This window comes from Bacillus thermozeamaize, assembly GCA_002159075.1.
In the GTDB taxonomy this organism is placed as follows: domain Bacteria; phylum Bacillota; class Bacilli; order ZCTH02-B2; family ZCTH02-B2; genus Bacillus_BB; species Bacillus_BB thermozeamaize.
Genome location: LZRT01000082.1, coordinates 1 through 13404 on the forward strand (window position 1 = coordinate 1; position 13404 = coordinate 13404).

Below are 13404 nucleotides of genomic sequence, written 5' to 3' on the forward strand. Positions count from 1 at the left end.
CAAGAGCATTGGCGAGTGGGGCGAACTGATGGGCGATCCTGTGCTGGCAACAGCGGTTCTCGACCGGCTTTTGCATCACTGTCATGTCATCAATATTCGCGGGAACAGCTATCGCCTCAAAGACAAAGTAAAAACCGGAATCTATTCGACACCAGGCACACAGGTGGGTCAATTTTATTCCGGCTCTGGTGGGTCAAATGAATTCCGGCGTTGACACCTCGTGTAAAATCTTCCGTCACGGCGCCTATGGATTTTGCCTCACTCGTTCAGCAATTCTCATAGGATTCTCCGCTCCCGGGACATTGCATCTCCTGATTGAAACAAACTTTCCTCTCGGGTAAGATATAGTTAAAAAGTATCATATTATTCCAATAATTGATGCTTGTTTTAGGAAGTGTGAATGGGATACAGGGAAATTCGAACTCTACGATAGACCTATCTCTTTAGCGTAAGAGCTCCAAGGGTTTCGGCTGATTCAATCTGATAGATTCAGGGAGATGAACCGTTGCCATGCTCGCGGAAGCCATCATCCGTATTGGGCGGCCGTTGGCGCAAAGTCCGATGAAGCCGACCGAGCGCATCCGCTGGTTGACAGACGTCGACAATGAAAATTGCAAAAATTACTTCCAGAATGTCTGGGTGGTGGAGCTTGCACCAGAAGAAGTACTAGACACCTTGCATTACATGCAGCTAGGGGAGTGGACAGGGGAAGGTAAGAATGCCGTCTTCGAAGTAGACGCCAGGAGAAGTACTTCATTTCCGTTCCATTTTCCCAATGGAGGAAATCCCTTGAAAGCGCAGGGCATCTATCCTCTGCCCTGCTACCTGATGTGGGATGCACATATCAAGGAAATGCAAGATCCCGGGACCTTCGCTGCCGAAGTACTGATGCCCCGGCTGTCGCGAACGGTTCCCTATTTCGGCGCAGACGAATCAGAGTTGGGCCTGATCGCCCGACGGGTGTCCAATCTGCTCGCGAAGGAATGCAACAAGTGGTCGAACAATGAGAGGCAGCTCGGCATCCTGATGATCGTCGACCCGGAGCTGAAATGTTTCCGTTACGAGGAGCAGCCGGGAGACCTGACAGTACAGGAAAGCGGTATCCGTCCTGGAACCTGGATCGTTCTGGACAGCGAAACTACGCTGGCATGGATCCGCGAGGCGAAGGTACGCGAAGCGACGGAACTGGGAGAAGCTACAGACCAGATCTCGACATTCACGAATCGGCGGGCGGACCGGGTCGTATCCCTCTACAACAAATCTTGGCTGTGGCTTGCGCCCACCTGGGAAATGCCGCGTTCAATCTACTGGAAGGACGATGAGTGGACCAAAGGCATCAAGGCTGATCCGGAATCGTACGAGTACTTCTACTACGGCACACAATTCATGAAAGCGATTCAGGTGCCGGTAAGTTCAACTACGCTCAAGGAAATGTTCGCGCCGGTCATGCACGCGGAAGCCCGCAAACATATCCGGGCGAGCAGTTATGAGCAAATTTACGGCATTCCGATGTTGCTCCCTCTGCTGGATGGAGATTCAGAGCAACAGTATCGCAAATACCGGCAGATGCTTCGTCCGCAGGAAGACGAGACGAGAAGCGCGTTGCATCTGCGTCTGCTGGCAGGTATCGATCGGTTCATTCCCCGCAGCGGCGACGATTATCGGTTGACCATCCTGTATTATTCCGGTGATCTGTCGCGGGGGAACATGCACATCCGCGCCGTGATCGAAGACGTCGTTCCCAGCGTGGCCGCAACCATTCAGGACATTATGGCTGGTATTCAAAGCCGTGACATTCCGCAATTGATCCGGGCGCTGGGACTTCCGGATCCGTTCGTTTTGCATGCGCTCGACGATTTGCCCTCCATGCTGGCCAATGCCTTCGGTCCGGGTTATGTATGGGATTCGCTTCAGAAAGTGCTGCATCGCCAACCCATTCGCATCGAGCGCGTGCATGAGATGACCGCACGCAAATGCAACGACAGCGCGAAGCAGGAAAAATGGCACCACGTGAGATGCGAATTGCTGTTCTATTGGGCATTCCTGAGTTTCGCTGATCAATATGCCCGGCAGATTGCGGGAGAGGAGAAGGGGTGCAAGACGGTGAATTGGCAACAGCTCCTGGCGGATTATCAGGAGGGACGGTGGCAGGATGACCGGGAATGGTCTGTCACCGAACTCGGGTTCATCAGCGGACTGCTGGCCCGGCAGTTTGAAAACTCGTACCACAAGAAAGTGAACAGCTCCTATGTCCGGAAACGGCTGCTCAACTTCGGAAGCAAGCTGACGCCACAGATGGTATGGCAAAATGGACTGATTGAATTTCAGAAGCTGATCGAACAGCGGGATTTGCTGATCGGCAAGAATTTCGCGCCGGCTCTCGCGCGGGCGTTGCTCCTGTTCCCGAAATATCAGGCCGAAGGCTTGTTGGACAAGCATCGTCATGAATTCATCAGCACCTTCTGGTCCGGATACCTCATGTACAAGAAACCGGATCAGGAACCGATCACGAATGCCGGACAACCTGAGGGAGGGGAAGACCATGACCGTTCGCAACAGTGAATTCGTATTTGTCAAATCTGTCAAGGACGGTATACCGAACCGGGATCCGCTGAACGACAGCGACGCCCGTCGTCTGTTCCCCGAGGAAGACGGTCGGATCTCGCTCAGCGATGTCAGCATCAAGCGGGATGTCAGGGACTACGTGCTGTCGCTTTATCCCGACGGAGGTCCAGACAAGAAGTACTTCATTTTCGTGCAACCGGTCATGAATGACAAGGGCAAGCTGCTCGGACGCGGCGGTCTGGCCGAGAAAATCGCGGCTGATGCAGGGCAGACGGAGATGTTCAAGAAAGACCCGCAGGCCGTACTGCTGAATCACAGTTTTGACGTCCGCACGTTCGGCATCGTGTATTCCGTGAAGAATATTTCGTTCCATCTGACAGGGCCTGTACAATTCGGTTGGGCGCATTCCATGCATCCCGTCGACACGCACTATGTGCAGGGGACGGTCGTCATGCCGAGCACGGAGGGCGCGAAAGAAGATGAAGGAAAGTCCCAGGGCACGATCTGGACGACTTACACGCTTCCGTTCGCCGTGTTCGCCATGCCCGGCGTCATTAATCATCACCTTGCTTCCAAGACGGGCATGACCGAGGAGGATCAGGAACTGCTGCTCAGGGCGCTCTGGCAAGGCACGCAGCATCGTCAGGCCCGCGGCAGGGGCTTGCAACAGTCGTTGTTCCTCATTCATGTGGAGTATCGGGATCCGCATTATCGGATCGGCTATCTGGAAGACATGATCAGGCTGCTTCCGGATCGTGAAACGTGGACAGCCGCCGACAGACGGCCGTCTTCGCTGAAAGACATCACCCTGGACGTCACCGGATTGATGGAAAGGCTGGATCAGGAGAAAGATCGGATCGCGCGGTGCAGGATTTGGGTGAATCCTTCTCTGGATGTGAAAGGGAACATCGACCCCTATCGTCAGCCGCTCTGGTAAGGTGTGTTCCGGGATGAAGGGAGTCGTCTTCGATGTAAAGGCGGATCTGGCCTTCTTCCGAAGGCCGGATACGACGAATACGCAGCTTACGTATCCGTTCATGACACCGACGGCCATCAAGGGATTGGCCGGCGCGATCCTCGGCATCGAGGATTTTGTGACTAACGACCGAGTCGGACTGGCGCTGCTCAATCCGGTCCGCACGGTCGCGCAGCAAATGTCGATGCTCGGAAAAGATTCCGGTTCCACCTTCAACCGCCCGACGACGATCGAATTGGTCGTGTCACCCGCATACCGGATTTATTATGCGGGCGATGATAAGGCCGAGCAGCTTGCGCAATATCTGAAGGAAGGCAAGGCGATCTGTCACACGTATCTCGGAAGTGCGTTCGCGCTGACCAAACCGGTATTTGTCCGTGAGGTGGAGGATGTCAGCGTGTTGCCGGTCGAGTCGGAAATTGAGACTTCGACGGTCGTGCCCACGCGATTCATCGAATCGATTGTGCCCGAACCGGGGAAATATTACAGCCGGGCCGGCGGATTCATGCATCGTTACCTGGGCGGGCGGGTGTTCGAACGTTCGGTCGATTACCTGTATGAACGGTTCGGGCGGTCGATCCGATTCATTCCGAGACGGCCCATTGATCCGGAAGACGGACTAATCTGCCGTTTCGGGGAGGAGATTGTATGCCTGGTCTGATCCCGTTCGAGGCATGTGTAGCCAGGCCGGATGAGGGGGATCGGCGATTTCCGCTTCCGGATCATTTGCGCGAAACGGCCCGATTGCTGACAGAAGGCTGCACCGATCGGGAAGTGGAAGTGCTATACAAGCTGCAAGGATTGTGCCACGATATCTACAAAGCGCACCCGGATTGGCAGGCTTATGTGAACAGCCGGGGCGCCATCCGGAAAGGCCCGGCGCATGCGGCTGCCGGAGCCTTTCTTTTTTCATGGCTGGCCTGGCGCTGGCTGGACAGGGAAGGCAAGTGGCCCGCCCGGCGCCTGATCTGGGTGCGCATGGCCGCGGATATCGCCGATCATCACGGACAATTGGGGACGCTGGTCCAAGGTGGCCGTTTGTCCTGGGTTCAGCAATACGAGTGGGAACGGCTGGATATGGATGGGATCAGGCGGTTTCTGCTTCACGAACTTCCGGAACTGCAGGGCATTCCGTTGCTACCTCCTGACCTTTCTGACTGGGTGAAGTTCACCATCGAGACCGTAAAGGATTTGCAATTTTATGATCTCGATCCGGAGGAAGCTGGCGATTCTCCGCTTGAACGGATGCGGCATCTGCAGGAATGGAGACGTTCCACCACTCGGTTCATTGCTGCGGACCGTTTCAGCATTCAGGCGATGTCGCCGGGTTATTGGAAGCCGGAAGAAGCGGATAGAGCCCAGCGTTCCCTGGAAACCGCCTTGAGCTCGGTGCAGCGGGACACCATGCATGAACTGCGTTCACGGGTACAGGCGGCGGCCTTGCGGCGTTACCGGGAATGCGGCTCTCCGGATACCGTCACGGTCGGGCTTCCCACCGGGTACGGAAAGACATTGTTGGCCTTGCGGCTAGCGCTGGACATGATTCGGGAGGAAAGCCGCAAGAAAATCATCTACGTGGCGCCGTACCTGTCCTTGTTGGAGCAGGCCTCGGGAGATGTACAGCACTGGTACGGATTTGCCCCGCTGGAACACCATTCGCTCGCGATTCATCAGGGATCCGGAGTACCGGAGGTCGAAGAACCCGGTCACGAAAACGGTTTTGCTTCGAGGGTGATGGAATCCTGGGCGCACCCGGTAGTCTGCACAAGCTTCCAGCAATTTTGCCGAGCGTTGTTTCCGGATCGGGCTCAGCATACGTTGCGCAGGGCATGGCTGGATGACAGCATTGTCATCATCGACGAACCGCAGATTTTCCGGCCGGAAGGCTGGAATCTCTTCCTGACCGGTCTGGAAGCGTTGCAGCGGATTCATCGTCTGAAAGTGATGTTCCTCTCCGCCACGATGCCGCCCACGCGGTATGGTCTGAGCATACAACCGGTCGAATTGTGCCCTGACCAGCCGAACATCCTGAATCGTTATCGTCTCGAATGTTCCACCGAGCCTTGCGATCAGGCGGACGTTGCAAAGTTGTTGATGGAGCGGCGCGAGCCGACCCGCTGTGCAATTCTCAATACGGTTCGGGATGCGCAACTGGTGTACGAGCATCTCAAGGAAGCGGGAGTGAGGGGGTCCGGGGATCTCCTGCTGTTGCACGGCGGCATGATTCCGCTGCACAAGAAGGTGCAGATTGGGAGAATGCAAGAACGGCTCAAGCGGCATTCCCGGTTGACCGTTGTGGCCACCCAGATTATCGAAGCGGGAGTCAACGTGAGTTTCCGTTTTCTGTATCGCGCGGCGGCGATTTTGCCCTCCATCGTACAGGCGGCCGGGCGCGTGAACCGTCATGCGGAAGCCGATCAGGGCATTGTCCTCGTTCGACCATTCCTGCGCGACGGGGATAAAGATACACGTTCTTATATCTACAAACAGCAATTTCTGCGACAATTGACGGACGAACTGTTGTATGCCCGGACTTCTTGGGAAGAGACGGAGCTTCGGGAGTTGCTGACGGCGTATTTCGATCGCATGTTCCGTCACAATACGTACGAGGCCTGCCTGCAAAGGATTGAAAAAGCCTATGCGGGGGATTGGACGGCGCTTGGTTTGTTCGAACCGTTCGAGAACGATGCGCTGAGGCTGCCCCTGTTCGTACCGTGGAATGTGCCGGAAGAGGCGAAAGCTTATGTCCCGGAACATTATCGCTACCTGATGCAATACTTCAACATGGCGAACGCGGACGAGATTTACGAACGTTACACGGATCGGGATTGGCTGCGGAAATTGTCGTTTGAGGATCGCAAAAACTTCATGATTCTTTTTCACTATCATGTCGTCAATTTGCCGGGCAAGATGGCGATTAAGCTTGCAGATTCGGAAGCATATTTGCAGCACCGGATTCCCTGTCTGCACGGAGCACGCGGGTACCGGGACGAGACCGGCATGGCGGCCGTCGATGATCCCGAATGGCAATTCTATTGACGGATCGACGGGCGGAAGGACGGTGAGCGTACGTGACTTCCATATCCGAACAGGAAGCGTTAGGCGTAAACGGCACCTTGATCTGGTACTACTACATCTGCAAGCGGCAAGTCTGGCTGATGGCCCGACAGCTCAATCCCGACGAGCACGACGAAAATCTCGAATGGGGAAGATTTTTGCATGAATGGCGTTATGCCCGCGAGAAGAAGGAACTGGCTTTTGAGAATGTGAGGCTGGATGTGGTGGGTGAGCGGGAAGGGAAGCTTGTCGTGGCGGAAGTCAAGAAATCCTCGAAATTCAGGAAGAGTGCCGAAATGCAGCTTCTCTTCTACCTGTGGCAATTGTGGGAAGCCGGGGTGGAAGCGGTCGGTGAGCTTCGTTTTCCCGAAGAGAAGCGGCGGGAGACCGTTCGTTTGGATGAGTCTTCCTTGGAGGAATTGAAGTCCGCCGTCTCCGGCATTCACCGTATCGTGTCTTCTGCTACCCCACCGAAAGCCCAAAAGATTGGATACTGCAAAAACTGTGCCTATCGCGAATTCTGTTGGGCCTAAATCCTGTCATTGAGGGTAAGTAGGTCACCGGGTAGGGAACCAAGATGCGCAAGACGAGGTATCTGCTGAGCAGCGGGGAACTGAAGCGAAAAGACAATACGCTCCTGTTCGAGACGGAAGAAGGCAAGCAGTACATTCCCGTCGAGGACACGCAGGAATTGATGCTGTTTGGGGAAATCACGTTGAACAAAGCTGTGCTGGAACTGTGTACACAGAAAGAAATCATTTTACACTTTTTCAACCATTACGGTTATTACACCGGCAGTTATTATCCCCGAGAGCATTACAATTCCGGGTACATGATTTTGAAACAGGCACAATATTATCTCGATAATGCCTCAAGGCTGGACTTGGCCGGAAGATTTGTGAACGGAGCCGGCCGGAACATGCTGCGCGTACTGAAATACTACCGGAGCCGGGGAAAACCGGTGCAAAGCGTAATCGATTCGATTGAATCGCAGTTGCCGGAGATCGGAAGCAAGACGGATATTCCGTCGCTCATGGCGGTCGAGGGACATATGCGGGAAGTGTACTATTCGGCATTTGACGTCATATTGGACAAGCCGGACTTTCGATTTGAGCGCAGAAGCCGAAGACCGCCGAACAATGAACTCAATACATTAATCAGTTTTGGCAATTCCCTGTTGTATACGCAGGTGCTCAGCGAGATTTACCAAACCCACCTGGATCCCCGGATCGGCTTTCTTCACACCAGCAATTTCCGTCGATTTACCTTGAACCTGGATGTGGCCGAGATCTTCAAACCGATTCTCGTCGACCGGGTGATCTTCAAGGTTGTCGGACAACAGATGATCACGAAGGATCACTTCGTTCGCGAGAGCGGCGGGTTGCTGCTGACGGATACCGGACGGAAAATCTTCTTGAAGGAATGGGAAGAGAAGCTGAGGACGACCATCAAACATCGGACACTTGGAAGGGAAGTGAGTCACAGGCGCCTGATTCGTATGGAGCTTTACAAGATTCAGAAACATTTGATGGGCGATCAAGAGTACGAGCCATTCGAAGCGTTGTGGTAGCGGTCTGAAGGATGGCGATGCCGATGTTTGTGGTGCTGGTATACGATGTGGGAGAAAAACGAGTGGCTCGTGCGCTGAAAACGTGCCGCAAATATCTGACCTGGGTGCAAAACTCGGTCTTTGAAGGCGAAATTAGCGAAGTCAACCTGAAGAAGCTGAAAGCCGAGTTGCAGCGAGTCATGAATGAAGAAGAGGATTCGGTCATTATTTATACCTGGTGGACACAAAAATACAGCAGCCGTGAGATATTGGGAGTTGAGAAAGGGAATATCGATTTGTTCCTGTGAGTCCGTCCAATTTGTCGTCGACCCCCGGTGCTGCAAAAACCCCCGGGGGTCGACGACAAATAAAAAGCCATGAAAATGCTGATGGGGCAAGGGATCTGTGATATACTACAGATGTGAATGGCAATTATTGTGTGGCAATGCGCCAATTGAAAAGCCTTATTTTTGGGCATTTTTGGGGTTTTGATCGTACCTATGAGGAATTGAAACCACGAAGGGCAAATCATGTCTTTCCCCTCCTTCATTGGTTTTGATCGTACCTATGAGGAATTGAAACTTTGACAGGAGGTATCCATATGGCAGGTGCAATCGAGTTTTGATCGTACCTATGAGGAATTGAAACCCGAAGCCGCCGGATTGTGCTGTCCACCGTGATCTTCGTTTTGATCGTACCTATGAGGAATTGAAACTCCGTCTCCGCCGGAGAGTACCGGGGATACGGCCGGGATAGGTTTTGATCGTACCTATGAGGAATTGAAACAAGGATGTTGTTCATACCACGAGCAAATGGAGGAAGAGTTTTGATCGTACCTATGAGGAATTGAAACGCGAATCGGCCGTCGATCTTCGGCGAGGCTGGACTGGAGGTTTTGATCGTACCTATGAGGAATTGAAACTTCGTACAGGTGCGGATGATCTTTCTGGAACCGCTGTTTTGATCGTACCTATGAGGAATTGAAACTGGTTGTGGGGAAGAAATCGTCGAAGGCTACGAATGTTTTGATCGTACCTATGAGGAATTGAAACATCGTAGTCGTAATAGCGCTTCGTTACGCTTTTCAGAGTTTTGATCGTACCTATGAGGAATTGAAACAACAGGTTTCGCTGGCTGTTCGTCGTGTTCAGGCTGGAGGTTTTGATCGTACCTATGAGGAATTGAAACTTGCCGGCGGCAGGATTCAACCCGGTGCAAATGGGGTTTTGATCGTACCTATGAGGAATTGAAACCACTCCAATCCTTCATCCCTACCAACGATGAGGCGGTGTTTTGATCGTACCTATGAGGAATTGAAACGATCGGCCGGCGGGGGCATATACGGCGGAGGTGGATGTGGGTTTTGATCGTACCTATGAGGAATTGAAACATTTCCGGCTTCTTTTCCTTGCCGGAGTCCTTCAAGGTTTTGATCGTACCTATGAGGAATTGAAACCTCGGACGTTTGGGGAAACAAACGCGACGGATGGGGTTTTGATCGTACCTATGAGGAATTGAAACCCGTTCGCGTCAACGTGGAAGGGGTCGCCGTCAGAGATGGTTTTGATCGTACCTATGAGGAATTGAAACCCTGAACCAGTCCGAACTGTGGCGGAAGGACGGACGGTTTTGATCGTACCTATGAGGAATTGAAACTTCTTGCAACTTCAAAATCTCGTCGACGTACTCCAGGTTTTGATCGTACCTATGAGGAATTGAAACTGGTAATTCGTACCTCCGCCGGTCCTCAGCGGTCTTCCTGTTTTGATCGTACCTATGAGGAATTGAAACATGGCTTCGATACATGTCGAAGTATCCACGTGATCCGTTTTGATCGTACCTATGAGGAATTGAAACATTTCGAAATTGGCTTGGTTCTGGCTGTCTTTCCCGAACGTTTTGATCGTACCTATGAGGAATTGAAACGAGGGCCTCAGTGAACTATATCCGGCAGGCGGTGGACGACGTTTTGATCGTACCTATGAGGAATTGAAACCCGTTCGCGTCAACGTGGAAGGGGTCGCCGTCAGAGATGGTTTTGATCGTACCTATGAGGAATTGAAACTTTGTTTCGATTCACGCCAACGCGGCCGGGGACGGAGGTTTTGATCGTACCTATGAGGAATTGAAACTCCGAAAAGACGGCGCGGAGGACGGCGAGTTGAGGGGTTTTGATCGTACCTATGAGGAATTGAAACTTTCGTGGACGCCCGAAGAGTATGCCTATCTGCTGGAACGTTTTGATCGTACCTATGAGGAATTGAAACAACGAAGAGGGAAAGCTTCAAGGATTGGAGCCGAACCTGGTTTTGATCGTACCTATGAGGAATTGAAACCGTTATCGAGGGGATCGTGGAGCGAGTTGATCAGGGGTTTTGATCGTACCTATGAGGAATTGAAACACGAAGAAACCGGATCCACCGCAGGCAAAAGGGTGCGAGTTTTGATCGTACCTATGAGGAATTGAAACCCTTTTCTTCCTCGGCATCGAAGAACGCGCCCTGCTCGTTTTGATCGTACCTATGAGGAATTGAAACTCCCTTCAGCGGTTTTCCATTTGTTCCGCCGTCTCCAGTTTTGATCGTACCTATGAGGAATTGAAACCCCAAACTCCTCCTCAACTTCCTGAGCATACTCTAAGATGGTTTTGATCGTACCTATGAGGAATTGAAACTGCTCGATCCCTTATAAATATGATAAAAGCGATTGACGTAGGTTTTGATCGTACCTATGAGGAATTGAAACATACGTGCAGATTGTCGAAGGAAACAGGAAAGGAGCGAAGTTTTGATCGTACCTATGAGGAATTGAAACTTGCTTCAGTCCAGATCACCCGAATCCGGTGGTCGAGTTTTGATCGTACCTATGAGGAATTGAAACCTCGATACCCATACCCCTACACCTCGCTGTATGGTAAAGTTTTGATCGTACCTATGAGGAATTGAAACAGCAAAGACAATGTGCGGCATCTTCTGCCGCAGCGTGTTTTGATCGTACCTATGAGGAATTGAAACTAGGCGCTGGTGGTTTTGCATTCGAGGCCTTCCTGCGTTTTGATCGTACCTATGAGGAATTGAAACCAGACATGATCTTTACCGATCCGCCATACAACGTGGGTTTTGATCGTACCTATGAGGAATTGAAACACGTTCGCACCGGCAGTAGCACCGGCGACCCATGCGGTAGTTTTGATCGTACCTATGAGGAATTGAAACTTGGTCCTGCACTTTCCGCAATATGCCTAAAGGAACAAGTTTTGATCGTACCTATGAGGAATTGAAACCGCTAATTGTCGATTGGTTGAAGACATTCGACTAGGTTTTGATCGTACCTATGAGGAATTGAAACTTGAACCCTCCTTGCCATGAAGTCTTTCAGCAGTTTCTGGTTTTGATCGTACCTATGAGGAATTGAAACCACAAAAGGCGGGAGCGCTCCAACGCTCCTGCAAAAGTTTTGATCGTACCTATGAGGAATTGAAACATGACGGTTTCGTCTTCGTTGATTTGCGAAAGTGTGTTTTGATCGTACCTATGAGGAATTGAAACATCGCTGCCGTCAGGCTGCCATCGACGCCAAACTCGGTTTTGATCGTACCTATGAGGAATTGAAACCACGGATGGATGAGGAAGTTTTTGGGGTTAGCAAAGGTTTTGATCGTACCTATGAGGAATTGAAACATACTCCTGAACAGACTGCTGCAATTTCGGAGGACGAGTTTTGATCGTACCTATGAGGAATTGAAACCCGGCGAGGGCGCATTTGTCGTCGGCCCGCACTGTGAGTGTTTTGATCGTACCTATGAGGAATTGAAACCGTGAGTATGGACTACGGTACCCAAAACCCGACCACGGTTTTGATCGTACCTATGAGGAATTGAAACCGTAAAGGCGGTGAGATTGTGCCGACGTTGACGGACGAGTTTTGATCGTACCTATGAGGAATTGAAACCGTCCTGCGCCGGAACCTCGTCTGCGTAAGGGTAGGTCGGTTTTGATCGTACCTATGAGGAATTGAAACACGGTCGGGCATGCGTTGCTGGGCAGCCTTGTAATCGCGTTTTGATCGTACCTATGAGGAATTGAAACTCTTTCAGTTCGGCACGGCTTGCAACCGTCTGCACATCCAGTTTTGATCGTACCTATGAGGAATTGAAACTTCTCAGAAGTTCAAACATGATGGTTCACCTCACCCGGGTTTTGATCGTACCTATGAGGAATTGAAACCGACAATGAGCCGCAACCGTTCCAGATAAGAAACGGGTTTTGATCGTACCTATGAGGAATTGAAACTGGCAGATAGCCGCCGCAAGGTGGCTCTTTCCATTTGTTTTGATCGTACCTATGAGGAATTGAAACCGTGAAGAGGGACAACCAGTTCTACTACACGCTCGTTTTGATCGTACCTATGAGGAATTGAAACTGCCTATATGGGCGACGATCCTGACGAGCCGCGCGAGGCGGTTTTGATCGTACCTATGAGGAATTGAAACTCAAACAGACGAGTGAGCGCGAGCAGGGTCACGAATGGGGTTTTGATCGTACCTATGAGGAATTGAAACTCCAGCCAGCTTGCCATATAGGCCGCGCTGTTCTCGATGGTTTTGATCGTACCTATGAGGAATTGAAACCCGATCGTCACTCCACCATGACCCACGCGCTGGATCAACGTTTTGATCGTACCTATGAGGAATTGAAACTGGAGCACGCCGTCGAAACGGCGGCGTACTTCCTCTTCGTTTTGATCGTACCTATGAGGAATTGAAACTGGCCTGTTGACAGGCGGCGCTCGGGTGAAATTCGTTTCAGTTTTGATCGTACCTATGAGGAATTGAAACCGCGGAGCCCCGGAATATCCGGGAAACTTTCGTAAGTTTTGATCGTACCTATGAGGAATTGAAACAGATTCAGGTAGACACTTTTCCCGCGGCGGTGAAACAGAAGTTTTGATCGTACCTATGAGGAATTGAAACACCAATGGTATCCGCAAGTTTTCGCGGCATATAAAAAGTTTTGATCGTACCTATGAGGAATTGAAACTAGGCAAACCATCCCTGGAATCAGACCAGCAGGAGCGAGTTTTGATCGTACCTATGAGGAATTGAAACGACATCATACGTAGTTGCGACCTGGATCAAGTCCAAATTTGTGTGTAAATTCCCTCAGTTAGAAAGGGCAGATTACATAATTCGTGTCACTTTTGACACTGGTTTTGGTTGACTGGCACGCCACTCCAGATACTCGCTCATATCGAGATA

At 51.6% G+C, this 13404-nt stretch carries 7 protein-coding genes, 1 pseudogene and 1 CRISPR repeat array; all 8 genes and pseudogenes read left to right on the forward strand.

Annotated elements, in window-relative coordinates:
* Window positions 1-214: pseudogene (locus tag BAA01_00465) on the forward strand (AAA family ATPase).
* Between the two features lie 296 nt (window positions 215-510).
* Window positions 511-2562 carry a hypothetical protein gene (locus BAA01_00470; protein OUM86951.1) on the forward strand — a complete coding sequence of 684 codons (2052 nt, stop codon included), beginning with the start codon at window positions 511-513 and terminating at the stop codon, window positions 2560-2562.
* Window positions 2543-3502 carry a CRISPR-associated protein Csh2 gene (locus tag BAA01_00475; GenBank protein OUM86952.1) on the forward strand — a complete coding sequence of 320 codons (960 nt, stop codon included), beginning with the start codon at window positions 2543-2545 and terminating at the stop codon, window positions 3500-3502. Before BAA01_00470 ends, BAA01_00475 begins: the two co-directional genes overlap by 20 nt.
* A 13-nt stretch (window positions 3503-3515) precedes the next feature.
* Entirely contained in the window at window positions 3516-4202 is a 687-nt protein-coding gene (locus BAA01_00480) for a CRISPR-associated protein Cas5 (protein ID OUM86953.1), read from the forward strand.
* Window positions 4190-6580 (forward strand): CRISPR-associated helicase Cas3', encoded by a 2391-nt coding sequence (locus tag BAA01_00485; protein OUM86954.1) that lies wholly within the window; start codon window positions 4190-4192, stop codon window positions 6578-6580. The genes BAA01_00480 and BAA01_00485 overlap by 13 nt, the downstream gene beginning before the upstream one ends.
* A gap of 41 nt (window positions 6581-6621) precedes the next feature.
* Window positions 6622-7131 carry a CRISPR-associated protein Cas4 gene (locus tag BAA01_00490; GenBank protein ID OUM86957.1) on the forward strand — a complete coding sequence of 170 codons (510 nt, stop codon included), beginning with the start codon at window positions 6622-6624 and terminating at the stop codon, window positions 7129-7131.
* Between the two features lie 44 nt (window positions 7132-7175).
* Window positions 7176-8168 carry a subtype I-B CRISPR-associated endonuclease Cas1 gene (locus tag BAA01_00495; protein ID OUM86955.1) on the forward strand — a complete coding sequence of 331 codons (993 nt, stop codon included), beginning with the start codon at window positions 7176-7178 and terminating at the stop codon, window positions 8166-8168.
* 23 nt (window positions 8169-8191) lie between these two features.
* The gene (locus BAA01_00500; protein ID OUM86956.1) at window positions 8192-8455 is read left to right on the forward strand and encodes a CRISPR-associated endonuclease Cas2; all 264 of its coding nucleotides are present in this window, start codon (window positions 8192-8194) and stop codon (window positions 8453-8455) included.
* Between the two features lie 177 nt (window positions 8456-8632).
* A CRISPR array of direct repeats spans window positions 8633-13254; the repeat unit is 30 nt; unit sequence GTTTTGATCGTACCTATGAGGAATTGAAAC.
* The last annotated feature ends 150 nt before the right edge of the window (window positions 13255-13404 follow it).